Origin of the sequence: Bartonella sp. JB63, from assembly GCF_002022665.1 — a bacterium.
GTDB lineage: Bacteria > Pseudomonadota > Alphaproteobacteria > Rhizobiales > Rhizobiaceae > Bartonella.
In genome coordinates this window covers 1,187,069-1,213,244 of sequence record NZ_CP019788.1, presented here as the reverse complement: position 1 = coordinate 1,213,244, position 26,176 = coordinate 1,187,069, and the positions used below count along the sequence as shown (strand labels likewise).

Sequence of the window (26,176 nt, the reverse complement as noted above, 5' to 3'; positions counted from 1 at the left end):
AATTCTTCTCAAGATTATAAGAAATAGGCTGAAGCTGACTTATCTGATTTACGTATCGCCATTGAAGTAGGCAGAGATCAATACCAGCATGTTTGATGATGAGGATAAGCTAATGCAAAAACTCATTAATCGTTTAGCAAGCCTAGAAGGACAGATACAGACGATATACATAGGTAATGAAATTGCTCTCCAAAAGAGCAAGCAATCGTAACTACTTCGAGAGTTGGTTGTTCATAAAACTACTTTGCAAGCAAAACTACACACCCAATGAAATAGAGCGGAGAGCAAATTAGGTAAAGAATAAGTCTCTAATTTTATTGAAAAAATAAAAAAACAAAGTTCTATAATGCTTAAAATAAAACTTCCTAACAAAAAACTAAAAGGTGAAAAAGTTACTTCCCACCTTTAATTCACCAAATATAAGGATCAATTCTTTACCCTTTTTGCTTTCTATTACAGCTAACATATTTCAGCAAACACAGCAAAATATTCTTTTTTTAAAAAGACTTAAACTATTAAAAAAGCACTTTTTTGTAATACTGTGAATCTCATGAAAAAAACGCTCTTTTATCTAACTTTTATCTAAAGATCTTTCTCTCTATTTATTATTTATAGAGCATTCCAACCAGTTTTGACCACTATACTTTGATTTATCAAGCTTTTCACAAGCATTTCTTAATCCAAAACCGAGAAGAATTGAACGATACCTCTCTTTAATTTCAAATTTGTTTGAGTTAAATTTCAAGTGATTATCTCTTCCAGGAACAATAATTTTTTGAAGTATCTGTTTCTCTGTTTCTCCAAGGTTCTTTTGTGCTGCCAATTTGTCTACTATCTCATTCCTATTCTTCCCCCATCCATTGCCCACCGGCAATGCATTAACCATTGGTATAAATAATGAAGAAAAGATGGAAAACAAAGTCGTAACTAATATAATACGTTTCATGAGATAAAACCTCCGATTAAGTTACATTCACCCCCCATAAAAGAAAATAATAACAAATATTGTCAATTTTGTGTTTTAATCATGCTTTTCAGTTTTCTTCTTCCTTATTATGCCTCGTTTGCTCGTAACCCATTATATCATTTTCGATTTGGAAAGTAGGGCATCTCATTTAACTAGCTATGACTATCAGTCAATCTAATTTATATTCTTCAGCATTTTTAGTGATAAAACCGATATTACGGATAAATTCCGAACCATATTGTTGTTGAAGGTGATAGGAGAATAAGTTGGACGTTGAGCCAGAGCAGGTCATTCCTATGATGCCTTGCTTTCGTTCCCTTTTCTTGCCATATCTAATTCATACAGATAGATGCTGTTCTGAGAAACATCTCTTGCACGTAACATTTCACGTTCAGCGTCACTTAAATATAACTCTTTGTAAGTTTTATTCGTAGAAAACATCTTCTTATGATGTCTTCATTAATCTAAATGCTTATAATACTAACATATCATTAGATTTCAATTTTTGGACTCTAACTTGTACAATAAGAACTTCAAGATTAGTTAGCAGAAAAGCTTTTGTGCGGATAAATACTAGAAAAGTTTAGTATTGTAATATTGTGATACGCTGAAAAAAATATAATTTATGAGACTAAAATTGTTCTTTTAGGATATGTTAGAGTATCAATTAATCACCAGAAATTAGAATTGCAGATAACTGGGCTTAAAAAGTTGGAGTATAAAAAGATCGTATTTTACCAATATGATAATAGGAGCTACAGACAAAAGTGAAATGTCACAATGGCTCCTTACCGTACTAAGAAGGATGATACAATCATCTGTAATAAAATAGGCTTGGACGTAATACTGCAGATATGATTCGTATATTGTTAATGCCTGTTATAAAAAGAGCATTGCATTGCTTTTGGAAAATAGTTTGAATACCCAAAGTACTATAGGAAAGATGATTATTCAGATCTTGGATGCTGTTGTAGAAGCTGGATATACACATATTTTAAAACAGATCAATAACGGAAAAATTGCTGCTACGGTAGTAGGGATAAAATTCAGTCGAAAATTTTACCCAAAAACATAAATGGCTTTGTCTCTTAATTAAGCAAAGACTTTCATCTAAAACTATTAAAGAAAAGACAGATATTTCTTGTTCTCCTTAATTTTAGGTTCAAGCAGTAGATCTCTGTCAATAAACTATATATATTTTTTATATTTGCAAACTACAGAATACAATTTTCAGCATAAAGGATAAATTTATAACATGATTGTTGATTTTATTTTAAAGTAATGGCTAATACTCTCTTTACTTTACTTGTACCACTTTGAAGAGTTACCTCTACCGGCCTGTCCAGAAGCATTGCTGTTTTAGCTAAATTCAACATAGCTTTTCCAGGTAAGCTATTACACTTCCATTCTCCTAACTGTTTATCCCCTGGTTTTGATTTGTATACTATTGCTATATTACAATAATATGTAGATACATCAGCATTAACCCAACCTATATAGCCACCTTGCACATATGGCCCAGCAATAGATATTCTTGTCATTAAGACTATCATAAGTAAAGACAGAAGTATTTTTTTAATTTTCATAATATTTTCTCTTTATATTTTAGATTAAAACTATTCTTTTATTAAAAATCTTATATTTATAAAATAAATATATAATTAAGATTATAAATAACTAAATCTATAATACTTAAATTTTTAATCAATAATAGTAACTAATATGTTAAGTATATCATAATAGGATTTTAAAAACCACTCTTCTCCTAATTTCTGTGTTGATTTAATAGGAGAACAGGATGACTTTAATTCGCAATTAGCAAAATTAACCCACGGTTGCTCTGCCCAAGCTGGATGGTTATTAGGGAAAGCCGCTAGCTGTGGCTGAGCACCTGATGATGAAAAACTTGTATATAATCGCTCTCTGTAATCTGGGTTATGAACAAATGAACCAACACGCCCCCCTCTTACTCTTTCCCATCCAATAACTTGATTCCAGTGAATAACACCTAATGCAGATACTTCTAATTCTTCTGAATGTGGAGAATAATGCCTTAACGATGCGTTAACATCAATAAAATTAGGTGTAGCTCTAATACGATAAACGTAGCCATTATGATTAAGATGATCATTCACCCAACGAATTGCAAGCCCTCGAGAAGTTGTTGTAGATACGTAACCAGAATTATGGCGTGACATCCCTGTATCAGCTCCATGTACATGGTTCCATAAGTTTATGTCTGGTGGAGGTTGGTTAGGACGCGATCCATCCATTCCTCTAGGATAGAAACCACCTGCAGCTTTTATACTCTCAGGAGTATCCATAGCTGCTCGATAAACTTCAGTAATATCATCAGCAAAGGCAGCATAGGAAAAAATGGAAATTATTAAGGAAATAAATAATTTAAATATGTTTTTTTTTAATTTAACCATGGGGGTAAGTATATATCATTATAATAACATTGCAAATTTAAAATGTTATTTTATCGAAAAAAGTTAATTTAATTACAAACAAGTATGAGGAAGAATCTTTATTTTAAAAAGGAGATTACTTGATATCTTGACTTCCTCTATAACCTAAAGGTTGAAGTTCTCGGCGTAAAAGATAATTGATAATCAGGTATATATTCCGATATGCAAACAGATACACTTCAAATCACACAAGAATTATTAGCTCTTTATGAGCTCCACTTCGCACTAAAGGGCGAAAAAGAAGTAAATATATCTTATGTAAGACACATTTAATATATCTTCTTTATTAAGAGTGAAATGTTTATATAGAAAGATATAATTTTACAGATGTTACAGATGTAAAGCGCGAGGCTGGCGATATTTTAAACGAAGCTATGCCTATAGCTTTAACGAAGCAAGGGCGTGAAAAGATTGTTATACTTCCTGTTTTTATAGAATAAGTTAATAAAATTCTATTCTAGTGTACAATCTTTTGTTTATGAGATGCACAAAAATATATTGGGTGATTTAGATCATAGTTTAGATGATATTGTAGATGGCGACAAATGTGTTTAAAGTAGATGATGTTGTTTGATAGTGTTATTTTTAGCATAAACAAGCACAAAAATATTAACATTCGAGATGCAAAGCACGTTTTGCCTATGTGATGGTTAAAACTGAAAGGCCATCTTATTTTATTTCCCGTCACTTCTCAAAAATTGATTATTGAGCGAATAGCGTTCTTCATGATCTGGACAGTATCGATTAGCGAGATTCCTATGGTCCAAAAAGACATTAAATGCAGTCTGTAGAGTATTTAGAGAGCGAACTACAGACTAAAAGAGTAATTTTGAGACTTTGAAAGGTAAATGAGGGCAATGGCCGGGATTGCTTTTTATGTGTTTCCTACATTTTTCTTTTATTGTGTATTGAGTAAAGGAGACCATGCCGGGTCAGAAGCATCATTGGGGGTAGGCAAGAGGCGTTCATTGCGTCCGGTAATATCAATCGTGTAAATTTTTGCGCCTTCTCCTGGATTTTGACGAAAGAACATCAGTACTCGGCCGTTGGGTGCCCATGTAGGACCTTCATTATGAAATCCTGTTGTTAAAATCCGCTCTCCTTTTCCATCAGGATACATCACACCAATGGAAAATTGACCCTGAAATTGTTTTGTGAATGCAATATAATCGCCACGTGGAGACCAGATGGGGGTGGAATAACTTCCTTCATTAGAGGAGATACGTTGGAGATTGCTACTATCTACGTTCATCGTATAAATTTGTGGTTTTCCATCACGATCAGAGGAAAAAACAATTTTAGTGCCATCCGGTGAATAAGAGGCTGATGTATCAATGGCTTTGGTTGTGGTTAAACGAGTCATCTTTCGTGTGCGTAAATCCATCGTATATAAATTGGCACTTCCATTATTTTGCAACAAACTCATAATGACTTTTTGTCCATCAGGAGAAAAGCGCGGAGCGATAGTCATATTGTCAAAGGTGCCGATCAATTCCCTTTGTCCTACTTCCATTTGCTGAAGATAAACATGGGGTGTTTTATTCTTACCATAAGCCATATAAGTAATTTCTTGTCGCTTCGGAGAAAAGCGCGGGGTAAGAACAAGTTCACTTCCATCAGAGAGATAGGTCAAATTTGCTCCATCTTGATCCATAATTGTTAAACGTTTGATCCGCGCATCGTGGGGGCCTGTTTCGTCGATGAATACAATGCGGGTATCAAAATAGCCCTTTTCACCTGTCATTTTGCTATAGATCTCATCTGCAATCATATGTGCAACACGACGCCAGCGTTCCGTTGCTGTATAAAATCGTTTCCCTTTAATTTGTCGATTCCCTAAGACATCCCATAAACGAAAATCAACTTTAAGCCGTCCATCTACTTCTCTATAAACTTTTCCTGTAACTAATCCTTGAGTGTTTATTTTTTTCCAATCGGAAAAGTTTGGCTGTTTATCGGGATTGGGAGATATTTCAGGAAAAGAAGATTTCTGTAAGGGCAAAAAAAGCCCTGATCTTTCAAGATCTGCTGCAACGACAGCAGCAATTTTAACGCCTAATGAATCGTGAGAAACAAAATCTGTAATGGCAATGGGGATTGGGTTAAAATCAGCATTTGCAATCGTGCCTTTCAGCTGTCCATATGCAGATGAAAAACCGCAAAACCATAAATACACGATGAAAAAAAAACATGAAAAAATTATGCTTTTTGTCATAGTCATGTGATATTTATCCTTTCTGTGAGAGAAAAAATGGAATTTCATGGTAATGTTTTTTGAAAAGGATCAACATTAAAGTCAAAACCTTGTCCCCATAAATTATATTGATCACGAGGGAGATTTTCATAGGGCTGGCATGAAAAAACAGCGGCATAAACTTGTTGTGTCATAATGGTGAGCTGACTTTCTTCACCTTTAAGCCGATCAATCTTTGGTTCGCCTATTACGTATCCGTGATTATTTAAATAAAATTGTAAACGCACAACAGGACGGTTGTTCAAATTGCCTCCAATAGCAACAAGTTTAAGCTTTTGTTGAATACAGGATCCTACAAGATTAACGAGTGTTTGCGCTTTTTTTGCGGAGTCACCAACATTTTTTCTCGCACCTAGAGCTTCCCGTTCACTAGAACGTTTCCCCCCCCTCCTTGGATGCGTGCACGGTTGATAAGATGTGTTTCTTCCATTGCCAAAATATCTTCTATTGTTTGCTCTCCTTTGGGGGAAGATTTTTTTTCCTTTTGAAAATAAGAAGATTCGATTGGTTTTGTCTTCGGTTTGAAAAAGGGTAGAGGAATACTGGCTGGAGGAGTAATTGTTGTTATCAACTCATTAGGATGATTTTCCTGAGCAAGTTCTTCTAATATTTTCTGAACAGAATCTTCTGGCTTTATTTGTTCTAAAACTGTTGGAGAAACTGTTTTTTCTTTTAATTCTGGCTCTTGTGGTGGTGTTTTTGTTTCATTCTTCGTGAATTCTGGAGCTGTGTGGAGTAAAGCTTCTGTTTCTGTCAATTCCTGCGTTTTTAGGGATGATTCAAATATTTCCGATGCATCTTGTTTTCCAAAAGAAGAAGGTGTTGCATCCATATGTTGCAATTGTTCTTTTAGTTGAAGCGGAGATTGATTATCTATCGTTCCTTCACCAAAATAATGGGCATTTTCTTTTCTTGTGGTTTTGTCGTTGGTTTGGGAGTGGCATTTTCAAGAGGGGGAGCACTTGATGAGCCCTCTTGGAAAGAAAGATCTTTGTCAAAAGAAGACAAAGTAATTGGAGCAATTTCTAGAGGCTGTTGCATGAAAGAAGAAGAGGGCTTGAAGTGCATTATCCCCCAGCTAAAAAGAATAAAATGCAATGCAAATGATAAAGCCAAACTTTTCTGCATGCTGTGATAAGAGCCTTTTTCCATTGATATGCCTTGCTATTTTGTTTTTCATGATTGCGAAGAATCTTGAGATGCATGAAGTAACAGTTCTTGGAGAATTTTATTGTCCTAAACTGGCTAAAGCGACTTGCGAAAAACCTGCCTTTTGAATATGAGCCAAAAGTTGCAAAACTTGTTGATATTCAACAGTTTTTGCAGCACGCACAAAAATACGTTTATTTTTCTGTGTCGGATCTTCGGCTAATAGGGCTTTAAGATGCGCAATCAGGGCTTCTTCTGTATCATAATAGTTTTGATTAATAGCTAAACGCCCTTGGGCATCAAGCGAAACTGTTAAGGGAGTACTTTCCATTTGTACAGAGCTCGCTTGACTATGGGGGAGATCAAGAGGAACACCGTTTACCAAAAGGGGAGCGGATACCATAAAAATAATCAGTAAAACTAAGATAACATCTACGAAAGGCGTGACGTTAATCTCACTCATTAAAGGAGTACGCGAATGACGCCGTCTACGTTTACCTTTCTGAGCAGAAGAAGCAACAGATAATCCCATGGTACACCTCTTTATAACGATGAGTTGGTGGAGGCTGTTTCATCAATTCGTCGTGACAAAATCGTTGAAAATTCATCAGCAAAATTTTCTATTTTGGCTATAATTTGCGCACTTTCATTTGTCAATTTATTATAAGCAATAACAGCAGGAATGGCTGCAAACAAACCAATTGCAGTGGCTAAAAGTGCTTCCGCAATGCCTGGGGCAACAATTGCTAGCGATGTGTTTTGAGAAGCTGAAATAGAAAGAAACGAATTCATAATTCCAACAACTGTTCCAAATAGTCCAATAAAGGGGCCCGCAGATCCAAGAGTTGCTAAAAAGCCTAATCGAGATTCTATTTTCACACTTTCACGTCCTAAGGTTAGATCCATCGCCTTATCAATTCTCGTCTGAAGGCTTAAGGGTGTGTGCGATCCTTTAGAGAGTGATTTCTTCCATTCCGTCATTGCAGCAAGGAAAACAACGGATATACTGTTATTGCGTTGACTATTATAGGTGGCGTAAAGATCTTCCAAAGGCTGCCCCGACCAAAAATCACGCTCAAAATGATGGATATTACGCCGTATGTGCCGATAAGAGATGAATTTATCAAGAATAATAGTCCAGCTCCATATGGAAGCAAGTACCAATCCAATCATAACAACCTTTACAATCCAATTAGCTTGCATAAATAAGCTTAATATTCCTATCGTATCTGGACTTGCAAATTCTACTTGTGCCATGGTTTTTAACCTCTTCAATGAAAGATGCATCACTTTACAGCACATTACAGCATATTGTTTTATAGTTTCTAAATTTGACAAAACAAAGTTAAATTTTTTGACAAAAAATGTTCAAAAAATCTCTTTATTCTTCTTTTATTCTTTAAACAATGTTGATCGAATAACGCTTTTACAAGGAAAGAGAAAAAAGATTCTTGGGTAAACGGCGCGGTTTTCCTTCTTGATTGATAACGGCAATTTCAACTTGTGCTTTAATCAAGAGAGTTCCGCCACACAAAATAACCTGATCCATGAAAAAGCGTGCCCCTTGAACGTGTCGTAGGGATGTTTTTATGGTTAAAAGATCATCAAGAATGGCTGATTTAGAAAAGGTGATGTCCATATGATGTACAACAAAAATAATTTCTCACCTTGGCTATCCGAGATTAATTCATTGTTTTTAAAACCCATATCACGCAAGAATTCTGAACGTCCCCGTTCTAAAAACTCAAGGTAACGTGCATGGTAAACAACACCAGAAAAATCCGTATCAGCTACATAAATTCGTGCTTGAAGGTCATGAAAATAAGGAGAGTGAGGATGATTAAAGGGTGGAGCTTTATTCATTTTCTTTCTCCCAGAAAGAGGGCTGAAAAGGCTCTTGAGAGTGGGTGTTAATCGGTGGAGAAGCTTTTTTTATTGACTCTGCGTTTGTGGGAGAGCGAAGTCCTAAATGTGTCCAGGCTTTTTCTGTCAAAATCCGCCCGCGCGCTGTTCGTTGAATAAAACCTTGTTGGAGCAAATAAGGCTCAATAATATCTTCAATCGCATCACGTGGTTCTGAAAGAGCAGCAGCAATTGTTTCAATACCAACCGGGCCTCCTAAAAAAGTTTGAGCAATGAGAATAAGGTAACGGCGATCCAAAGAATCAAGACCAAGATGATCAACTTCAAGACGCGAAAGAGCTTCATCAGCGAGTGCACGATCAATTTTTTCGACCTGTTTGACTAAAGCAAAATCACACACACGTCGTAAAAGACGCCCTACAATTCTCGGGGTTCCACGAGAACGGCGCGCGATTTCATGGGCGCCATCATCATTGATCTGGACCGAAAAGAGACGAGCATTTCGCTGAACAATATGTTCTAATTCACTGATGGTGTAAAAGTTTAAACGAATAGGAATGCCAAAACGATCTCGTAAGGGGGTGGTCAATAAGCCTAAACGCGTCGTTGCTGCAATTAAGGTGAATTTGGCTAAGTCGATTTTAACTGAACGAGCTGCAGGACCTTCCCCAATAATAAGATCGAGCTGATAATCTTCCATAGCCGGATACAAAATCTCTTCAATAGCCGGATTTAAACGATGAATTTCATCAATAAAAAGAACATCTCGTTCTTCCAAATTGGTTAAAAGGGCAGCTAAATCACCCGCTTTGGCAATCACTGGCCCTGATGTCGAACGAAAATTAACCCCTAATTCTTTTGCCATAATTTGCGAAAGTGTTGTTTTTCCTAAACCAGGAGGTCCAACAAATAAAACATGGTCCAAGGCTTCATGACGTGTTCGTGCTGCTTCAATAAAGATTTTTAAATTAGCGCGGGCGGCTTCTTGACCAATAAAGTCATCCAGAGTTTGCGGCCTTAAGGAACGATCCGGGTCGTTAGGAAGAGGAATGGCACCAAGAAGGCGCTGAGGATCATCTTTATGCATTATGCATTGTTACCTTGATTTTGTGAGGAAAGAAGTTTTAGGCTATGGCGAACAAGGAGTGCCGATGAAACCGTTTCACCTTTAAGAGAAGAAAGAACCGAAGTCAAAGTTGTTGCTGCTTGATCATGATCAAAACCAAGCTTAATTAAAGCTAAAAGAGCATCGTTGGTCGGTTGATGATTCTCTTCTGAAGGGAGATTCGAAAAAGAAAAAGAAAAATTCTTGTTACCTTCTTTAGAGAGAAAAGCTTTGCTTTTGAGCTCACTTACAATTCTTTCGCTGACTTTTTTGCCAACACCTGGAGTACGACTGATTGTCGCAATATCATTGAGAGTAATCGCTTGGCTGAGGTCATTGATTGATAAGGTTCCTAAAAGGGCCAAGGCGACTTTTGCACCAACACCTGGAACATTTTGTAAAAGACAAAACCACTCTTTCTCAGATTTAGTTGAAAAGCCAAAAAGGCGAATAGCTTCTTCACGCACATGGGTTTCGATAAACAAGCTTAGACTTCCACCTATGGCTGGTAAAGAAGAATGGAGACGGTTAGGGATAAAAATAGTATATCCAACACCCTGCACATCAAGAATAATATGATCATCAAAAATATGTTCAAGAATTCCTGTGAGTTTTCCAATCATGCGCTCGCCTTTAAACGATGCGAGTTACTCATACGGTGAGTGCTATGGCAAATTGCAAGGGCAAGGGCATCCGCTGCATCACTGCTATCAAATTCAGCCCGAGGAAGAAGAATTTTCACCATCATGTGAATTTGTTCCTTCTCTCCATGTCCAATGCCAATGACTGATTTTTTAACTTTATTAGGGGCATATTCGGAAATGTGAAGACCTTTTTGAGCAGGAACTAGCAGTGCAATAGCACGGGCTTGACCAAGTTTTAAAGTGGCAGCAGCATCTTTATTGACAAAAACATGCTCAACAGCTGCTTCATGGGGCATAAACTGGTGTACAACTTTTGAAAGCCCTTCATAAAGCTGGCATAATCTAGAAGACAGATCATTCTGAGCGTTAGAGTGAAGGGTTCCCGATGCCACGAAATGGAGATGGTTGCCGCATAAGTCAATAACCCCCCACCCTGTACGTCGAAGGCCAGGATCAATACCTATAATGCGAATCGTTTCTACCATAAAATTCAGTTTATTTGATTTCTTAGTGTTTTAATAGATTAATTCAGCCAATAGAGCAAAAGAAGAATATATCAAAGTAAAGAAAATCTAAAGCTATTTGAAAAAAAGACCAAAATACAACTTAAAGGGGGAAAAATAGTTTCCTTCTTTTTTGAAGAAAGAAAACGCTTAAAGGCGCTGAAAAGCGGTTTTGAGCAATTGAATCTGTTTGTTTACTGGATTGCTCTTGGATAAAGTACGTAAAAAAGCGTGTTTTTTATCATAGTTCATATGACGCATTCTTTTTTCTAATCGAAGTGAACGCTTTACAAAGTGACGAAAAACTTCTGGTAATTCTTTCCACTCTGCAGATTTTGATTCGAGTGATGGGGTATAAAGCGAAACTTTTACAATTTCTTTTTGAATTTGTTCTGGCGACATTTCTCCTTCCCTCTCTGCACGAATTAACAAAAGCTGAGAAGCAATTTGCATCAAACGTGTACTTAAATACATCGCTTCTTTGCCATAAATTTCAGAAAGCTCTACCGAAAGCTCACGGGCAGCTAAGCGACCTTCTGTATCAATATAAGCTGCTGTCTCTTCAATCAAAACCATTGTTTCTTCATAAAGACGATCAAATACACTTTCAAAAGCATCATGTTCAATCATGACGATGGGCTGATTTTGTGGACGTTCATGTACGCTCACACTTGTATACTCCAGAACTAAAACAATCTTGAGAACATTCAAAAATATAGGAAATTTCTTTTTAAAATGCCTTCTACAGGACAATAAATACCTTTTTTAGAATTATTGTGCAATGTCCTTTTTATGCTAAGGTTAATGGGATTAGAGTAGAAGGCTTCCGAAGTTTTTTACAGTGAAGCATGACGCGTGCTTTTGTTTTCATAATAATAGGCGATAAAAAATTGAAGGCTGATACCGCTCATGATCAAAAGAGTATCCAACATAAAGCTATTATTCATCACTGTTTTTAAAATCTGTCCACACATCGCAAGAAGAGTACCAGTTACAAAAACTGGTAAACTCTGTTTCCCTAAAATCGCTAAAGGATGGTGTATTGAGACGCAAAACTTTTTATGAAGACAAGGAAGACGAAGTATCAAAAAAGACAAGGAAAGAATATGCAACAAACGGGGGATGCTTAAAAAAGTTTTATTGAAATCAATCAAAGGTGAAGACCAATGAAGCCAACCCAAACTTCCCCACCAGTTTAGGCGTACCCATAACAGGGAAAAAACAAGATAGATGATGGAAAATACCAATAAAAGACGACAAAAGGGAATTGGTTTTCCCTCTTTGAGAGAGAGAGTGCTTGTGAAGCCAATCACAAAGAGAAATTGCCATGAAAGAGGATTCAAAAACCATTGCCCTTGAAGAGGATAAGAAGGAGGAGCAATCCTATAGAGACCACAAAGAATATAGAGAGTAAAGGAAGTAAAAAGAAGAAGTCCTTTGTGTTGGCAGCTCAAATAAAGTGCAAAAGGCGCAAAAATCATGAAAACAATATAAAGCGAAAGAATATTATTATAGCCAAGTTGGTGACCAAAGCTCAAAATACTCACAAATGTAAGAAACGGCTTTGTAAAAAACAGTCCTACATTATTCATAGAGGTGAATTGCTCTAAATGCCAAAAAGAAAAAGCCCCCCAAAAAAGACCTAAGGTGACAAAAGTAGTGAAAAGATACGCCTTATAAAGACGAAAAGCTTTCTGCCAAAGTTTGCAAATCAGAGAAGAAAAAGGCAATTTATACCAACGCGTGTGAAAGCTAAGTCCAAGTGAAACCCCTGAAAGCAGCACAAATATCTCTGCTGAATCAGAAAAGCCAAAGTTCTTATGGGTGAGATCCTCATAGAATGTACCAGGAATATGGTTGATGAAAATTGTCAACAACGCTAAAGAACGAAAAACATCAATCCGTGTGTCACGGGGAGTATGGGGACTATGATGAGAAGAAATTTTGGAGCATTTCATGAAGGAGCCCTTAAGATATCAAAAAACAATCTGTTGTTAAAAGAGAAAGATCATGACTATAAAATGATTTTTTAATCTTGAGTCATGAAGTACTGTGTTGAAAGATGAAGGATGACAAAACAAAAAAATAAGCCAATTGTGCAATGTCTTTTTCCTCAGTTGATTCTGACAGTAAATGTGCGCCGTACACTTAATCCTGTTTTATTTCGTCAGATTTTGCAAACGCAATCTTTTGTTTGCGTTATTTTGTATGATTTGCAAGGGAAAAGAATGGGGGAAGAGTATTTGCAAAAGAGTGCACAAAGATATGTTCATGATATTCAGCACAATGGTGCGGCCCTGATTATTGCTGAGCAAAGCCGCGTTGTTGGTCGGATCAAAGCCGATGGGTTGCATGTAGAAGGCGATTTGAACATCCAAAAGAGCGTCGAAAGTTTGAAAAAAGAACAGAAAATAATTGGTTGTGGAAATTTGCACAATCGTCACTCTGCGATGGTTGTCGCTGAAGCAGGAGTTGATTATCTCTTGTTTGGAAAATTAGGCGCTGACAAAAAACCCCGTCCGCATCCTCGAAATATTCAGTTGGCGCGATGGTGGGCAGAGATTATGCAAACTCCTGCCATTATTCAAACAGGAAATGAATACGAATTTTTTGATGAAGTTCTGGAAACCAATTGTGAGTTTATTGCCGTGGAAGAAATGATTTTTATGCATGATGATCCTTTGAGGGTGCTTGATATGATAAAAGAAAAGTGTCAGAATGCTCCTCTACGCACAGAGAGGTGAAAGCCATGAGTAAATTTTACGCGATATTCATTTTAGGAATAATTGGGTTTATAATGGCTTTTGCGAGCTCTAGCTGTGCTCAACAGGAAGAGCAGATTGTAGATGTCTCTCAAAATGCAGAAAATACTCAAAGAACTCAACAAATTGTGTCGCCCTTAAAAGCAGGACAATATGATGAGGCCTATGATTATTATGTCCAAGGGCTTTATGAAAAAGCTTTTCGTGTAGCCCTCGCGCGGGCTAAGCAAAATGATCCCATTGCTCAAACCTTGTTAGGGCGAATGTATATGGAAGGATATGTGACGCCTATCGATGGTAAACAGGCTATTTCCTGGTTTGAACGCGCCGCAAAACAAGGAGAACCACAAGCTCAGCTTCGTTATGGGTTAATGTTGTTTGATGGAACTTTCACTGAAAAAAATGTAGACCTTGCCGAAGAATTTATTCGAAAAGCAATGGATGCTGGGGTCAGAGAAGCTTATTTTTATTCTGGGCAAATCCTCCTTTATAAAGCGTTGCATGAAAAAAAAGAATCCGAGGCAGTTGATGTAAAAAATCAAGAAAATGAAAGTATAGAGCAGGCTCTGATATGGTTCTTAAAAGGAGCTTCTCTGGGAGACGCTGAAGCAGCTTTTGCTGCCGCAAAAATTCTTTCTGTAGGAACTCTAAAAATACCAAAAAATGATTATAATGCACGCAAACTGTTAGAAGTAGCAGCGCAAAATAAACATTTAATGGCTCAGGTTATTTTAGCACAATGGTTGCTGCAAGGACGCGGGGGAGAAACCGATTTTCAAAGTGCTTTTGATTTTCTTTTGGATAATGCAAATAAAAATGTTGTGATTGCACAGGTTAATTTAGCAAGACTTTATCGGGATGGAATTGGAATAACTGGAGATCCTATTATGGCTGCTGCATGGTATTTGGTTGCAAAAACTCAAAAAGCAAACATTCCCGATCTTGAAACCATGATCAAAGAAATGGATCAGTCTGAGTTGCAGAAAGCAATGCTGCAAGCAAGAAAACTAGTCCATAGACTTTAAAAGCAGTCTTTATGAAAGACAAAGCTTGACAGTTTTTTAAACCAAACTTTTATGGTTTTGTAAAATACTGAAAGAGTCAATAATGCACTAATGCAATAGTTTTTTACAAAAGATAAAATAAGAGGTCTCCTCTGCAAAAGTAAAATTGGAGATAATAATGAAAATTAATGGGAATGAAATTCGACCGGGAAATGTGATTGAACATCAAGGGGGTCTATGGGCAGTTGTGAAATGTAATGCCGTTAAACCAGGAAAAGGGGGCGCCTTTAATCAGGTTGAAATGAAAAATGTGATCGATGGAACAAAGTTGAATGAACGATTTCGTGCTGCTGAAACTGTTGAAAGAGTACGACTCGAACAAAAAGATTTTACTTTTCTTTATCAGCAAGGAGATGTTTTGGTTTTTATGGATTCACTTTCCTATGAACAGCTCGAATTACAAAGAGATTTCGTTGGTGATCGTGCTGCTTTTTTAAAAGATGGTATGACTGTGACTGTTGAGCTCTATCAAGAAAAACCAATTGGGGTATCTCTGCCTGATCAAGTTACTGTAACCATTGCTGAGGCTGATCCTGCAATCAAAGGGCAAACAGTTACCTCTTCTTATAAACCTGCTATTCTTGAAAATGGAATTCGCATTCTTGTTCCTCCTTTTATTAATTCAGGTGAAAGGATTGTTGTAGATACCAATGAGTTAATTTATTTGCGTCGTGCAAATGAAAAGGGATAGGAAAAAACAAGAGGGTAAAAGATGGCTCATTCTGCAATCATGTATATTATGGTGCAGGCTGCTATAAAAGCAGGTCGTTCTTTGGTGCGTGATTATGGTGAAGTTCAAAATTTACAAGTGTCTTTAAAAGGGCCTGCCGATTATGTAAGTCAAGCAGATTGCAAAGCCGAGAAAATTATTTTTAATGAATTAAAAAAAGCACGACCCAAATTTGGGTTTTTGATGGAAGAGTCTCAGGAAATCATCGGAGAAGATTCACAACATCGTTTCATTGTTGATCCTCTGGATGGAACAACAAATTTTTTACATGGTCTTCCTTTTTTTGCTGTTTCGATTGCCTTAGAACGTCAAGGACAGATTGTTGCCGGTGTTATTTATAATCCTATTCTTGATGAGCTCTTTACTGCTGAACGCGGTTGTGGAGCTTTCCTCAATGATCGGCGCTGTCGTGTGGCAGTACGGCGCAAATTAGAACATTGCGTTATTGCTACAGGATTACCCCATTTGGGGCGTCCAAGTCATGAAAATTATTTGGTGGAATTACGCAATGTAATGGCTGAGGTTTCCGGAATTCGCCGTTTTGGAGCTGCTTCTCTTGATTTGGCTTATGTAGCTACTGGAAGAGTTGATGGCTTTTGGGAAGATAATCTCCAAATTTGGGATATGGCTGCTGGACTCTTAATGATTCGTGAAGCAGGTGGATTTGTAAGCGATAAAGATGGGGAGCAGGATATTTTTGGTAAAAGAAATATCGTTGCTGGTAATGAGATTATTCACGCTGAATTGAAAAGAATTCTCAAAAAAGGGATTTGATTCAAAATATAAATTTTTCCAGAGAAAGACAAAAGACAATTGTGTACACAGAAAATAGAAGAATGAGGCTCTGTTAGAAATAAACGCTTAGCAAGAAAGTTGGTAGTTCGCTTTTTAGGTTTGATCTTCTATCAAGATTGCTTTCTCGGCAGCAAAAGTCAATTATTCCATATTCCTCAAGTTTAAAGTTTTTTGGTTTTATTTTTGGGAGGGTTTTCTTTTTTTACTTTTATGAGATTCCTTTGGTTCAATTTTTTGTGAAGTTTGTTCAGGTGAAAATTGAAGTTTAGCTAAACGTGCATAAATTCCATTTTGCTCAATGAGTTGTGCATGAGTTCCTTCTTCAACGATAGAGCCTTGATCCATTACAAGAATACGATCTGCTTTTAACACCGTTGCTAAACGGTGAGCAATGACCAAGGTTGTGTGATTTTTCATGAGGCCTTCTAAAGCTTTTTGCACCAGCTTTTCATTTGTTGCATCTAAGGCTGATGTTGCTTCGTCCAACAATAGGAGAGGAGCATTTCTCAAGATTGCTCGCGCAAGGCCAATACGTTGTTTTTGTCCCCCTGAAAGCATGATACCCTTTTCTCCCACTTGAGTTTCAAAGCCTTTTGGTAAGGAGTCGATAAATTCAGATGCATTGGCTGCTTGGGCCGCAGCGATGATTTGTTCTTGATGAGGATTTTGAGCTCCAAAGGCTATATTTTCGCGAACTGTTCCTTCAAAAATATCAATCTCTTGAGAAACGTAGGAAATCGAGGAACGTAAATCGTGTAGGGAAAGACGATTAATATCAATGCCATCAAATTGAATATGACCACTTGTAGGATCATAAAAACGGAGAATAAGAGAAAAGAGAGTACTTTTTCCTGCGCCCGAAGGGCCAACAAAGGCAACAGTTTCTCCTGCTTTGATAGAAAAGGATAAATCCCGCAAAATTTTTTTTTCCGGTCTGGAGGGGTAGGCAAAGTGAACTCGATCAAAAATAAGAGACCCTTGAATGGGAAGGGAGCGTGATAAAGGAGATGCAGGCGTTGTAATGGTAGGTTTTTTTTGCAATAGTTCAGCAAGACGTTCTGCTGCTCCCGCTGCTTGCACTAATTCTGCACCGATTTCCGATAATTGCGCAAAGGTTGTTGCTGCAAAAACCGCATAAAGAACAAATTGGCCGAGAGTTCCCCCTGTCATAGTGCCACGTAAAACATCCTGTGATCCAATCCACAAAATCGCAACAATGCTACTAAAAATGAGAAAAATTGCAAAGCCAGTGAAACAAGAACGAAGAATCACAGAAGTGCGGGCTGTTTGAAAAACACGTTCAATCAGTGTTGAAAAACGTGCAGAAATATCTTGTTCAGCGGTAAAAGCTTGGACAGTCCGAATGGCATTAACCTGTTCAGAGGCTAAAGCATTGGCTTCTGCTAGGCGGTCTTGCGTTGTGCGTGTGCGTTTGCGCACTTTGCGTCCAAAAATAATCAAGGGAATAGCAATAAGGGGAATGGAAAACAAAACCAATAAGGAAAGTTTGGCGTTTGTGATGATCATCATCACAATGGCTCCAATCACAACAATAAGGTGACGCAACGCTGTGGAAGCTATCGATCCTACAGCTAATTTTATTTGGGTTGTATCTGTTAAAAGACTTGAAACAATTTCACCTGAATGGGAACGATCAAAAAAATCATTAGAAAGCTGAAGAATATGCTGAAAAACATCGCGCCGTAAGTCAGCAATAAATCGTTCACCCAATGTGATGACACAATAGTAACGGATGGCTGAAGCCAGAGCAAGGAGAAAGGCGAGTACAAATAAAATGCCAAAATAGAAATTCATCTTACCATGGCTTGAAGTTGAGAAGCCGTAATCAAGCATTTGGCGAATAGCAAGGGGGAAAGCAAGAGTGACGCAAGCCGCAACCAATAAAGACAGAAAAGCACAAATTATAAGCCCATTGTAACGCTTGATATAAGGACTAAAACTGGAAAATGAAGAAAAAGAATGTTTTGCTTGGAAAGGCTTCTTAGATTTTTCTGGGAGTTTCAAGAATTTCATGGGTTTTTTGAGTCTTTATTGAGTTGGTGATAAAATTTTCATAGATTTAAGTATTTTGAACACTTGTTTTTTGATGCACGCTCAGCTATTGGAATTTTAAATGAATAATTGTAACAAAAAGACAAAGAGAGCGCACTTAAAAAATACATCAAAGTGCTATTTCGTTGCGTGAGTTGTGTGAAATAAAGAAAATTTTGTCGGAAATAAAGAAAGTTTTGTCGTATGAAACCCAATATTCACCCTGATTACCACATGATTAATGTTGTAATGACTGATGGAACTCAATATGTGACTCATTCAACATGGGGAAAAGAAGGGGATACCCTTAATTTGGATATTGATCCAAAAAGCCATCCAGCATGGATTGGAGGGGCGCAGACATTGGTTGATCGTGGTGGACGCGTTTCTAAGTTTAAGAATCGTTTTGGTGGTCTTGGATTTTAAAATTTCAAATCATATTAAAAATATATTGACTTTAATCAAAGAGACTTTTTAAAAGATCTAGGGCTAGTTTGAAAGTTTGTTCTTTGTTTGCAAGTGCTAACCTTGTTTGAAAATTCCCGCTTTGTTTGGAGAGAAGAGTGAATATTTAATTCATGGCACAATAAGGTTGTGCGTTTATGATAGATAGAGCTCTATGACAAAAAAGGTATAGAGGATTTTTAGAAGAAATTTTTCAAGATTCAAAAATAGAAAAGAGACTCAATTGAATTAAAGTATGCCTTTAATGAATAAAAGCATGTCTTTAAAAAGAAGAGATGTTAAAAATAATGTTGTTTTCAGGATATTAAATAGAAAGCTTTTTTAATTAAAGAGATCAAACAAGCTTCGGTCTTAATGACAAAATTTCTTTTTGGCATTTTTCTTTTTCTGTCAATAAAGATTGATTCAAAGAATTATGCTGACAATTTTGCTAAAATTTCATCACTGACATCAAAATTGGCATAAACATTTTGCACATCATCGTCTTCTTCTAAGGTTGCAATCAGACGTACAACAGAGAGTGCTTTTTCTTCATCAATTGGTGCTAGAGTTGTTGCTTTCCAAATGGTTTTGATCGATTCTGCTTCGCCGAGTGTGGTTTCAAGAATTTTCGAGACCTCACCAATATCTTCAAAGGCACAAAAAATATGATGATCCGTTTCTTCAGACTGTACATCTTCCGCGCCTGCTTCAATTGCTGCGTCCATAATGGTATCAACAGTGCCAGCCTCAGATTTATAGATAATCTCACCAACGCGATTAAACATAAAGCTAACGGAACCTGTTTCTCCTAAAGCACCTCCTGCTTTTGTAAAAGCAGCGCGGACATTTGAAGCGGTACGATTCCGATTATCGGTTAAGGCTTCAACAATAACGGCTACCCCACCAGGGCCATATCCCTCATAGCGCACTTCATCGTAATTTTCGACATCACCACCTGAGGCTTTTTTAATTGCTCGTTCAATATTATCTTTCGGCATTGATTGCGCTTTTGCATTTTGAACCGCGAGCCTTAAACGCGGATTCATTGTCGGATCAGGAGAGCCCTGTTTAGCTGCAACCGTAATTTCACGTGCAAGTTTGGAGAATATTTTCGAACGCATTGCATCTTGACGTCCTTTGCGGTGCATAATATTTTTAAATTGTGAATGGCCTGCCATGGCTTACCTTTTTGTTTGGGTGGTCAAACGCTCCCTTTTAGTAGCACAAAAGTACCATAAAAAAGGATAAAGAGATTGAAAAAATCTTTATAAGAAAATTCTCCTCAAAGGTAAAGACATTCTCGTTACAATCACTATTAAGAGAGATCTCTTGTCGTGGGCTAAAAATCAGGTTATAAAGATCTTTATTTCATGGTATTAAATAAATAACTTACTTTATATGTTTCATCTTGTTGGAAGGGGTGAATAAAATCTTCTATAGTAGAAACATAGCACTCCAAAGTTCCAAAGTGGGCAGTAACTTGCCTCAGAAAGAGGCCGATAAAAGGATATAACAGATATGTCAACGCAACTTTTGATGCCCAAAGCAACAGCTGTTTGGTTAGTCGATAATACAGCGCTTTCTTTTGATCAGATTGCGGAGTTTTGTCAATTGCATGTGTTGGAAGTCAAAGCAATTGCTGATGGTGAAGCAGCACACGGAATTAGAGGATTGAATCCTATTAGTTCAGGGCAGTTAACACGCAGCGAGATCGCACGTGTTGAAGCAGATGCAAATGCACGCTTAAAAATATCTGAATCAAAAGTGCGGATTCCTCAAACTAAACGCAAAGGCTCACGTTATATTCCTTTGTCTCGACGGCAAGATCGTCCAAATGGTATTTTATGGTTGGTTTTGAACCATCCTGAATTAAAAGATGCGCAAATCGCACGATTGATTGGAACAACAAAGGGAACTATTGAGCAAATTCGTCATAGAACACATTGGAACAGTAATAATTTGGTTCCTCTCGATCCCGTAGGGTTGGGGCTCTGTTCTCAAATTGATTTAGATTTTGAATTGCAACGGGCAGCAAAAAATCTTCCTCTTTCTGTAGAAGGAGATCAGACTCTCCTTCCTACATCGGTAACAGAAAATGCCAATCTCGATGAAATAGAATTTGAAAAAGCTTTTGAAAAAAATCTCGATGCTGATACCGTGTTTGCTAATCTCAATGCTCTAAAAAAATCTCAAGAGGAAGAATAAAAATTTCGCAGAGCAGTAAAAGAGCGGTAAAGATGAGAACAAAAATCTTAGGAAATTGAGAAAGAGTGATACTTGAAAGCGAAATGGGGTGACGAAGATCCATTGAAAGAAATGCTGGGGGATGAAAAAAGAGAAAATAAAAGAGATTAATGTTTTATTTTCAAAATAGATATTAAGAATAAGGCATGATTGATGATGCCGAAAACAAGGAGAACTGGTTTATGAACTCTCTTAGAAACATTATCCGTTATCCATTTGTGATGGCTTTTTGTGTATTGTTAGCTTTGGTTAGTGGTTGTGGCAAAAAAAATATTAATGCGACAAATGGTATGAATTCCTCTCTAAATGGTTCTGGGTTAAATAATGTACAGGCAGGCTCATCACAAGACTTTACAGTCAATGTTGGAGATCGGATTTTCTTTAGTTTGAATTCTTCTTCTATTGAATTGGATGCAGAATATGTTTTGGCTCGTCAAGCAGAATGGTTGCTCCGTTATCCGCATTATTTTATTATGATTGAAGGTCATGCTGATGAACGTGGAACGCGCGAATACAATTTAGCTCTTGGACAACGCCGTGCTGTTGCAGTTCGTGATCATCTTATTTCTTTGGGTGTTTCTTCTCAACGGATGAAAACAATCTCTTACGGAAAGGAAAGGCCTGTAGCGCTATGTGATGACATTTCTTGTTGGAACCAAAATCGACGTGCTGTTTTGGTTGTTAATAACAACAGGGAATAATTTAAGAGATATGAAACGTAAAGGTTTGAAAAAGATCTGTGGACACTCTTGAGAGAAAGACAAAATTTGAAGAAGGAATAAGAGGTTAAGAAGCAATAAAATGGAGAGAAAGAATAAAGAATAGCAAAAGAGAGGGTAGAAAATCTGCCCTTATAGGTTTTTTAGCCTTTTCTTTATAAAATTTGCATAAAAATGCTTCTTCCTCTGTTTGCCGGTGCCTCTTTTTCTCATATTTCCCGGCTTATTTTTTCGTATGTTTTCCGTCAAATAGTAAGGGCTTCTTATTCAGAAGAAAAATATAAATTCAAAATACAAAATATCAGAATATATTTGTGCATCATAAAATGGAAAAGAAAAAAGTGAGTGTTTTCAACGATAAGAAGAGCATTATTTTATTCATCATTCCTTGTGTAGTGGATTTCTTGTAACTATTGCTCAAAAGAGCAAAGTTTGTGGTAATTTGAAGATCAATCACAACGGGCTCGAATATTGGAAGCGTTTTGTCGGTGCTTTAAAGAGGAGTGAAGTTTTTTCGGTGTCCGTTAAATTAGCAAAAGATCTTTTTAAAAAAACAGATTTTTCTCATTGTCAGAAATTGATTTTAGCGGTTTCTGGAGGGAGTGATTCGTTAGCTTTATTGTTTTTGGTGCAAGAACATTTAAAGACACTGCCCATTTCTCCAGAAGTGATTGTTGTGACGATTGATCATCAATTGCGTGAAGAATCAGCACTTGAAGCCAAAAGTGTTGCAAAAATTTGCCAAGCTTATCAGATCAAACATATTATTGTGCAGTGGGAAGGAAAAAAGCCAAAGACAAAAATAATTGAAAAAGCGCGGATCGCGCGATATGATTTACTTTTTAAAGAAGCCCAAAAACATGGTGCAACACTGATTATGACAGGACATACGCTGAATGATCAGGCTGAAACTTACCAAATGCGTGTTCAACGCAGTCAAAAAAAAACAAAAGGTGCTGAATTAGAAGTTCTCGAAAAGTCATGGAAAGAGAGAAGTTCTGAAAATGCAATAACCGAGATGCTGAAAAAAAATGACCAAGAAATATTGGCAGAAAAGGGTGAGGAAGGATATGAGCGTGGGTTGTCTTGTATTCCAAGGGAAGCATTGTTGCATGGTCAAGTGCGCTTAATTCGCCCATTACTTGGGGTTAATCGTCAAACACTGCGTGCTTATTTATCTTTTCAAGGATTAACATGGATTGATGATCCAACAAATGAAGATTCAAAGTTTGAACGTGTGCGCGTGCGCAATTTTCTTCGTCAAAAGAATCTTTCTGAGATTGCTAAGAAGGTTCGTAAAGCGGCGTTAAAACGTCGGATACAAGCGCAAAAAGTTGCTGATTTAATCTTAGCTTTGGATATTGCTGTTGAGCATGGGCGCTGTTTTATTGGAAAACCTCCTGCTTTTTTATACCAACATCATGCTTTTCCCTTTGTTGTTGGGCTTTTCATTGTTTTAATGGGGGGAAGCTCTTATTTGCTTTCTTCTCAAAAATTGGTTGCTCTAAACCAGAAATTATGTTTGCAAAAACCAGAAAAAAAACGTTTTACTCTAGCAGGAGCAGTAATTGAATCGAGCAAAAAAGGAATTGCTATGTGGCGTGAAGCACGGCATATTCAAGAAGCAATCATCGCTCCAGGAGAAACCTTTGTATGGGATCGACGTTACCAAATTACCAATCATGATACAAAAGCTATACGCGTAGGGCCCGCGGATTTTGCCCATCTGAAAGATTATCTCGATCAAGGAAAAAGTGAGGTTGAAACCCCACATTTTCCCTCTTTGCAATCCTTAGTGATGATTTCTAATGAAAAAGGGGTTGATATTCCAGAGTTAACACATCATTTTTGTTATCAACGAGATATTATAATGAAACGCATTATGGCCCCATTTAATTGGTTGTTATCATTAGAAGATGCTGCTATTGCTAATGTTGTAGGATCTTTTTTCAATATTGAGTAGAAAATTTTAAGATTTAGGGAAAAAATGAAGAAAAATCATTTTAAAAGATAATAAATAGTTCTTATATCTTGGCAAGGGGGAAACAAGATTATATGCTGAGCGCGACTTTTAAGAATCTCTATTAAAATAAATGAGCTGAATATGAATTCCAATTATCGCTCCCTCTTGATTTGGGGGGTTATTGCCTTCGTTTTAATTGCGTTATTTTCTCTTTTTAATAGAGACAATCAGCGTGCTGGAAATAGCGAAATATCTTATTCTGAGTTTTTACAGAAAGTTGAGAATGGCGAGCTTAAAGCCGTAACTATTCAAGGACAAAAATTAGTAGGAAAAACTACAGATCAGAGAGTGATTTCAACTTATGCACCAAGAGATCCAGGATTGGTGCAAAAATTGGAAAACAAAAAAGTTAATGTTAAAGCTATTCCTGAAAGCTCAGGGAATAATATTTTTCTTAATTTATTATTTTCATTGCTTCCCGTTATTATTATCGTTGGAGCATGGATTTTCTTTATGCGACAAATGCAACATGGATCACGCGGTGCTATGGGCTTCGGGAAATCGAAAGCAAAATTGCTGACAGAAGCCCATGGAAGGGTCACCTTTCAAGATGTCGCTGGTGTTGAAGAGGCAAAGCAGGATTTACAAGAAATTGTTGATTTCTTACGGGAACCACAAAAATTTCAGCGCTTAGGTGGACGTATTCCACGTGGTGTTCTGCTCGTAGGACCTCCAGGAACAGGGAAAACGTTGCTCGCACGTTCTGTGGCAGGGGAAGCCAATGTGCCTTTTTTTACCATTTCGGGGTCCGATTTTGTGGAAATGTTCGTTGGGGTTGGAGCAAGCCGTGTTCGTGATATGTTCGAACAAGCAAAAAAAAATGCACCGTGTATTATCTTTATCGATGAAATTGATGCCGTAGGGCGTCATCGTGGTGCAGGATTGGGTGGCGGAAATGATGAACGCGAACAAACATTAAATCAGTTATTGGTTGAAATGGATGGATTTGAACCTAATGAAAGCATTATTTTAATTGCTGCAACAAATCGTCCTGATGTACTCGATCCCGCTTTGTTAAGACCTGGACGATTCGATCGACAAGTAGTTGTTCCAAATCCGGATGTATCTGGGCGAGAACAAATTTTAAAAGTTCATGTGCGGAATGTACCTCTGGCTCCTAATGTCGATCTGAAAGTATTGGCAAGGGGAACACCAGGATTTTCTGGAGCTGATCTGATGAACCTCGTCAATGAAGCCGCTTTAATGGCTGCAAGCCGTAATAAAAGAGTGGTCACAATGAAAGAGTTTGAAGATGCTAAAGATAAGGTAATGATGGGAGCTGAACGCCGTTCAACCGCTATGACACAAGAGGAAAAGGAACTGACAGCCTATCACGAAGCAGGACATGCTATTGTAGCTTTGAGCGTTCCAGTTGCTGACCCTGTCCATAAAGCAACAATCGTGCCAAGGGGAAGAGCTCTCGGTATGGTTATGCAATTGCCAGAGGGAGATCGCTATTCTATGAGTTATCGGTGGATGATTTCACGTCTGGCTATCATGATGGGAGGAAGAGTTGCCGAAGAATTGAAATTTGGAAAAGAAAATATCACCTCTGGAGCCGCATCTGATATTGAACAAGCGACAAAATTAGCGCGTGCAATGATTACACGATGGGGATTTTCTGATATTCTCGGAAATGTTGCTTATGGTGATAATCAAGATGAGGTTTTTTTAGGTCACTCGGTAGCGAGAACACAAAATATCTCTGAAGAAACAGCTCGTATGATCGATGCTGAAGTGCGTAAGTTGATTGATGACGCCTATAAAACCGCTACAAAAATTTTGAAAGAAAAAAAGAAACAGTGGTGGGCCCTTGCTCAAGGCTTGTTGGAATATGAAACATTAACAGGAACAGAAATTAACGATATCATAAAAGGAAAGCCTCCTGCACGGACATTAGGAAGTGAAAATGACAATTCACGGACTTCTGTTGTTCCTAAAATAGGGAAAAAAGGAAGACAAGATACCACCAATCTTAAAGGTAAGCACGAACTGGAAACCAGTGGTGCTGAAAAAAAGTCGCGGAGCAAAAAAAATAAAGCTGAGGCAAATAAATCTGATAAAACTGAAACAGGAAATGTTTCTGAAAATAAAGAAAAAGCTGCAGAAAAGTCTAACGTTTCTAAACAAAAGAAAAAACAAACTCCTGCTAATGATGCTTAATCAGAACGGATTATCATGAAAGCTGTGTGCATCGTCGTCACAAAAATCCTTTATGGCATTATAAAAACAGCAAAGATCTTGATCAAGAAAAATAAAAGGTGCGAGGTTGGATTTAAGAAATCGGTTAGAAAAAAGGTGGTATAGTAAAAGCTGATGTAGCAAAGGTGAACACGACAAATCCTAGAAAGAGAACGGTTCTGGAAAGAGACGAGAAATAAAAC

27 protein-coding genes and 1 pseudogene are annotated in these 26,176 nt (G+C 37.3%); 10 read left to right on the top strand and 18 right to left on the bottom strand.

Annotation, left to right across the window (positions count from 1 at the left end):
* Window positions 1-598 precede the first annotated feature (598 nt).
* Window positions 599-946, bottom strand: coding sequence for a hypothetical protein (locus BJB63x_RS05340; RefSeq protein WP_078719302.1), 348 nt, complete (start codon window positions 944-946; stop codon window positions 599-601).
* A 190-nt stretch (window positions 947-1,136) separates the two neighbouring features.
* A complete protein-coding gene (locus BJB63x_RS06715; RefSeq protein ID WP_257787807.1) occupies window positions 1,137-1,259 on the bottom strand; it encodes a hypothetical protein in 123 nt (40 codons plus the stop codon).
* Window positions 1,260-1,910: 651 nt separating this feature from the next.
* Here BJB63x_RS06715 and BJB63x_RS06710 point away from each other — a divergent pair.
* Window positions 1,911-2,042: a hypothetical protein gene (locus tag BJB63x_RS06710; protein WP_257787806.1), complete on the top strand. Its 132-nt coding sequence runs from the start codon at window positions 1,911-1,913 to the stop codon at window positions 2,040-2,042.
* Window positions 2,043-2,235: 193 nt separating this feature from the next.
* Here BJB63x_RS06710 and BJB63x_RS05330 read toward each other — a convergent pair whose 3' ends face one another.
* From BJB63x_RS05330 to BJB63x_RS05270, 14 genes and pseudogenes are all read right to left on the bottom strand, one after another.
* The gene (locus tag BJB63x_RS05330) at window positions 2,236-2,508 is read right to left on the bottom strand and encodes a hypothetical protein (RefSeq protein ID WP_153300761.1); all 273 of its coding nucleotides are present in this window, start codon (window positions 2,506-2,508) and stop codon (window positions 2,236-2,238) included.
* A gap of 159 nt (window positions 2,509-2,667) precedes the next feature.
* On the bottom strand, window positions 2,668-3,399 hold the full coding sequence (locus tag BJB63x_RS05325) for an enterotoxin A family protein (protein ID WP_236823852.1): 732 nt from the start codon (window positions 3,397-3,399) through the stop codon (window positions 2,668-2,670).
* 937 nt (window positions 3,400-4,336) lie between these two features.
* Window positions 4,337-5,659 (bottom strand): Tol-Pal system beta propeller repeat protein TolB, encoded by a 1,323-nt coding sequence (gene tolB / locus BJB63x_RS05315; RefSeq protein ID WP_078719300.1) that lies wholly within the window; start codon window positions 5,657-5,659, stop codon window positions 4,337-4,339.
* 38 nt (window positions 5,660-5,697) lie between these two features.
* Entirely contained in the window at window positions 5,698-5,937 is a 240-nt protein-coding gene (locus BJB63x_RS06750; RefSeq protein WP_335617790.1) for a hypothetical protein, read from the bottom strand.
* 107 nt (window positions 5,938-6,044) lie between these two features.
* Window positions 6,045-6,524, bottom strand: coding sequence for a hypothetical protein (locus tag BJB63x_RS06745; RefSeq protein WP_335617789.1), 480 nt, complete (start codon window positions 6,522-6,524; stop codon window positions 6,045-6,047).
* A 41-nt stretch (window positions 6,525-6,565) separates the two neighbouring features.
* Window positions 6,566-6,844 (bottom strand): hypothetical protein, encoded by a 279-nt coding sequence (locus BJB63x_RS06740; RefSeq protein WP_335617788.1) that lies wholly within the window; start codon window positions 6,842-6,844, stop codon window positions 6,566-6,568.
* Window positions 6,845-6,920: 76 nt separating this feature from the next.
* Entirely contained in the window at window positions 6,921-7,373 is a 453-nt protein-coding gene (gene tolR, locus BJB63x_RS05305) for a protein TolR (protein WP_078719299.1), read from the bottom strand.
* Between the two features lie 11 nt (window positions 7,374-7,384).
* Window positions 7,385-8,098 (bottom strand): protein TolQ, encoded by a 714-nt coding sequence (gene tolQ, locus BJB63x_RS05300; protein ID WP_078719298.1) that lies wholly within the window; start codon window positions 8,096-8,098, stop codon window positions 7,385-7,387.
* Window positions 8,099-8,267: 169 nt separating this feature from the next.
* Window positions 8,268-8,704, bottom strand: a pseudogene (gene ybgC, locus BJB63x_RS05295) (tol-pal system-associated acyl-CoA thioesterase).
* Window positions 8,697-9,791, bottom strand: coding sequence for a Holliday junction branch migration DNA helicase RuvB (gene ruvB, locus BJB63x_RS05290; protein WP_078719296.1), 1,095 nt, complete (start codon window positions 9,789-9,791; stop codon window positions 8,697-8,699). Before ruvB ends, ybgC begins: the two are co-directional and overlap by 8 nt.
* Window positions 9,791-10,432, bottom strand: a complete 642-nt coding sequence (gene ruvA / locus BJB63x_RS05285) for a Holliday junction branch migration protein RuvA (RefSeq protein ID WP_078719295.1) — start codon at window positions 10,430-10,432, stop codon at window positions 9,791-9,793. Before ruvA ends, ruvB begins: the two co-directional genes overlap by 1 nt.
* A complete protein-coding gene (gene ruvC, locus BJB63x_RS05280) occupies window positions 10,429-10,938 on the bottom strand; it encodes a crossover junction endodeoxyribonuclease RuvC (protein WP_078719294.1) in 510 nt (169 codons plus the stop codon). The genes ruvA and ruvC overlap by 4 nt, the downstream gene beginning before the upstream one ends.
* 168 nt (window positions 10,939-11,106) lie before the next feature.
* Complete coding sequence (locus BJB63x_RS05275) at window positions 11,107-11,625, bottom strand: DUF1465 family protein (RefSeq protein ID WP_078719293.1); 519 nt, start codon at window positions 11,623-11,625, stop codon at window positions 11,107-11,109.
* Window positions 11,626-11,792: 167 nt separating this feature from the next.
* Window positions 11,793-12,914 (bottom strand): OpgC family protein, encoded by a 1,122-nt coding sequence (locus BJB63x_RS05270; protein WP_078719292.1) that lies wholly within the window; start codon window positions 12,912-12,914, stop codon window positions 11,793-11,795.
* Between the two features lie 111 nt (window positions 12,915-13,025).
* Between BJB63x_RS05270 and BJB63x_RS05265 the strand changes: the two genes are divergently transcribed.
* The 4 genes from BJB63x_RS05265 to BJB63x_RS05250 all read left to right on the top strand — a co-directional run bounded on the left by BJB63x_RS05265 (window position 13,026) and on the right by BJB63x_RS05250 (window position 16,286).
* The gene (locus BJB63x_RS05265) at window positions 13,026-13,700 is read left to right on the top strand and encodes a thiamine phosphate synthase (protein ID WP_078719291.1); all 675 of its coding nucleotides are present in this window, start codon (window positions 13,026-13,028) and stop codon (window positions 13,698-13,700) included.
* A 5-nt stretch (window positions 13,701-13,705) separates the two neighbouring features.
* Window positions 13,706-14,743: a tetratricopeptide repeat protein gene (locus tag BJB63x_RS05260; protein WP_078719290.1), complete on the top strand. Its 1,038-nt coding sequence runs from the start codon at window positions 13,706-13,708 to the stop codon at window positions 14,741-14,743.
* Window positions 14,744-14,900: 157 nt separating this feature from the next.
* Window positions 14,901-15,473 (top strand): elongation factor P, encoded by a 573-nt coding sequence (gene efp, locus BJB63x_RS05255; RefSeq protein WP_078719289.1) that lies wholly within the window; start codon window positions 14,901-14,903, stop codon window positions 15,471-15,473.
* A gap of 21 nt (window positions 15,474-15,494) precedes the next feature.
* A complete protein-coding gene (locus BJB63x_RS05250; RefSeq protein WP_078719288.1) occupies window positions 15,495-16,286 on the top strand; it encodes an inositol monophosphatase family protein in 792 nt (263 codons plus the stop codon).
* Between the two features lie 198 nt (window positions 16,287-16,484).
* On the opposite strand, the gene BJB63x_RS05245 is transcribed toward BJB63x_RS05250, so the two are convergent.
* Window positions 16,485-18,341: an ABC transporter transmembrane domain-containing protein gene (locus BJB63x_RS05245; protein WP_078719287.1), complete on the bottom strand. Its 1,857-nt coding sequence runs from the start codon at window positions 18,339-18,341 to the stop codon at window positions 16,485-16,487.
* Between the two features lie 222 nt (window positions 18,342-18,563).
* Here BJB63x_RS05245 and rpmE point away from each other — a divergent pair, with 222 nt between their 5' ends.
* Complete coding sequence (gene rpmE / locus BJB63x_RS05240) at window positions 18,564-18,785, top strand: 50S ribosomal protein L31 (protein ID WP_078719286.1); 222 nt, start codon at window positions 18,564-18,566, stop codon at window positions 18,783-18,785.
* Window positions 18,786-19,237: 452 nt separating this feature from the next.
* Here the strand turns inward: rpmE and BJB63x_RS05235 are convergent, their stop codons facing one another.
* Window positions 19,238-19,984: a YebC/PmpR family DNA-binding transcriptional regulator gene (locus BJB63x_RS05235; RefSeq protein ID WP_078719285.1), complete on the bottom strand. Its 747-nt coding sequence runs from the start codon at window positions 19,982-19,984 to the stop codon at window positions 19,238-19,240.
* 340 nt (window positions 19,985-20,324) lie between these two features.
* Between BJB63x_RS05235 and BJB63x_RS05230 the strand changes: the two genes are divergently transcribed.
* The 4 genes from BJB63x_RS05230 to ftsH all read left to right on the top strand — a co-directional run bounded on the left by BJB63x_RS05230 (window position 20,325) and on the right by ftsH (window position 25,955).
* Window positions 20,325-21,011, top strand: coding sequence for a DUF1013 domain-containing protein (locus tag BJB63x_RS05230; protein ID WP_078719284.1), 687 nt, complete (start codon window positions 20,325-20,327; stop codon window positions 21,009-21,011).
* Between the two features lie 221 nt (window positions 21,012-21,232).
* Window positions 21,233-21,751 carry a peptidoglycan-associated lipoprotein Pal gene (gene pal / locus BJB63x_RS05225; protein WP_078719283.1) on the top strand — a complete coding sequence of 173 codons (519 nt, stop codon included), beginning with the start codon at window positions 21,233-21,235 and terminating at the stop codon, window positions 21,749-21,751.
* A 535-nt stretch (window positions 21,752-22,286) separates the two neighbouring features.
* On the top strand, window positions 22,287-23,732 hold the full coding sequence (gene tilS / locus BJB63x_RS05220; RefSeq protein WP_078719688.1) for a tRNA lysidine(34) synthetase TilS: 1,446 nt from the start codon (window positions 22,287-22,289) through the stop codon (window positions 23,730-23,732).
* Window positions 23,733-23,873: 141 nt separating this feature from the next.
* A complete protein-coding gene (ftsH, locus tag BJB63x_RS05215; RefSeq protein WP_078719664.1) occupies window positions 23,874-25,955 on the top strand; it encodes an ATP-dependent zinc metalloprotease FtsH in 2,082 nt (693 codons plus the stop codon).
* Window positions 25,956-26,176: the final 221 nt, after the last annotated feature.

Excerpts from the sequence above, each read along its gene's own strand:
- BJB63x_RS05265 (WP_078719291.1), top strand. The coding sequence starts at position 13,026 with ATGACAAAACAAAAAAATAAGCCAATTGTGCAATGTCTTTTTCCTCAG.
- BJB63x_RS06715 (WP_257787807.1), bottom strand. The coding sequence starts at position 1,259 with ATGACCTGCTCTGGCTCAACGTCCAACTTATTCTCCTATCACCTTCAA.
- BJB63x_RS06745 (WP_335617789.1), bottom strand. The coding sequence starts at position 6,524 with ATGGATGCAACACCTTCTTCTTTTGGAAAACAAGATGCATCGGAAATA.
- BJB63x_RS05330 (WP_153300761.1), bottom strand. The coding sequence starts at position 2,508 with ATGACAAGAATATCTATTGCTGGGCCATATGTGCAAGGTGGCTATATA.
- BJB63x_RS05245 (WP_078719287.1), bottom strand. The coding sequence starts at position 18,341 with ATGAAATTCTTGAAACTCCCAGAAAAATCTAAGAAGCCTTTCCAAGCA.
- BJB63x_RS05235 (WP_078719285.1), bottom strand. The coding sequence starts at position 19,984 with ATGGCAGGCCATTCACAATTTAAAAATATTATGCACCGCAAAGGACGT.
- ftsH (WP_078719664.1), top strand. The coding sequence starts at position 23,874 with ATGAATTCCAATTATCGCTCCCTCTTGATTTGGGGGGTTATTGCCTTC.
- pal (WP_078719283.1), top strand. The coding sequence starts at position 21,233 with ATGAACTCTCTTAGAAACATTATCCGTTATCCATTTGTGATGGCTTTT.
- BJB63x_RS05270 (WP_078719292.1), bottom strand. The coding sequence starts at position 12,914 with ATGAAATGCTCCAAAATTTCTTCTCATCATAGTCCCCATACTCCCCGT.
- BJB63x_RS05260 (WP_078719290.1), top strand. The coding sequence starts at position 13,706 with ATGAGTAAATTTTACGCGATATTCATTTTAGGAATAATTGGGTTTATA.
- BJB63x_RS06740 (WP_335617788.1), bottom strand. The coding sequence starts at position 6,844 with ATGGAAAAAGGCTCTTATCACAGCATGCAGAAAAGTTTGGCTTTATCA.
- rpmE (WP_078719286.1), top strand. The coding sequence starts at position 18,564 with ATGAAACCCAATATTCACCCTGATTACCACATGATTAATGTTGTAATG.
- ruvC (WP_078719294.1), bottom strand. The coding sequence starts at position 10,938 with ATGGTAGAAACGATTCGCATTATAGGTATTGATCCTGGCCTTCGACGT.
- BJB63x_RS05340 (WP_078719302.1), bottom strand. The coding sequence starts at position 946 with ATGAAACGTATTATATTAGTTACGACTTTGTTTTCCATCTTTTCTTCA.
- ruvA (WP_078719295.1), bottom strand. The coding sequence starts at position 10,432 with ATGATTGGAAAACTCACAGGAATTCTTGAACATATTTTTGATGATCAT.
- tolQ (WP_078719298.1), bottom strand. The coding sequence starts at position 8,098 with ATGGCACAAGTAGAATTTGCAAGTCCAGATACGATAGGAATATTAAGC.
- tolB (WP_078719300.1), bottom strand. The coding sequence starts at position 5,659 with ATGACTATGACAAAAAGCATAATTTTTTCATGTTTTTTTTTCATCGTG.
- BJB63x_RS06710 (WP_257787806.1), top strand. The coding sequence starts at position 1,911 with ATGATTATTCAGATCTTGGATGCTGTTGTAGAAGCTGGATATACACAT.
- efp (WP_078719289.1), top strand. The coding sequence starts at position 14,901 with ATGAAAATTAATGGGAATGAAATTCGACCGGGAAATGTGATTGAACAT.
- ruvB (WP_078719296.1), bottom strand. The coding sequence starts at position 9,791 with ATGCATAAAGATGATCCTCAGCGCCTTCTTGGTGCCATTCCTCTTCCT.
- BJB63x_RS05250 (WP_078719288.1), top strand. The coding sequence starts at position 15,495 with ATGGCTCATTCTGCAATCATGTATATTATGGTGCAGGCTGCTATAAAA.
- BJB63x_RS05325 (WP_236823852.1), bottom strand. The coding sequence starts at position 3,399 with ATGGTTAAATTAAAAAAAAACATATTTAAATTATTTATTTCCTTAATA.
- BJB63x_RS05230 (WP_078719284.1), top strand. The coding sequence starts at position 20,325 with ATGTCAACGCAACTTTTGATGCCCAAAGCAACAGCTGTTTGGTTAGTC.
- tolR (WP_078719299.1), bottom strand. The coding sequence starts at position 7,373 with ATGGGATTATCTGTTGCTTCTTCTGCTCAGAAAGGTAAACGTAGACGG.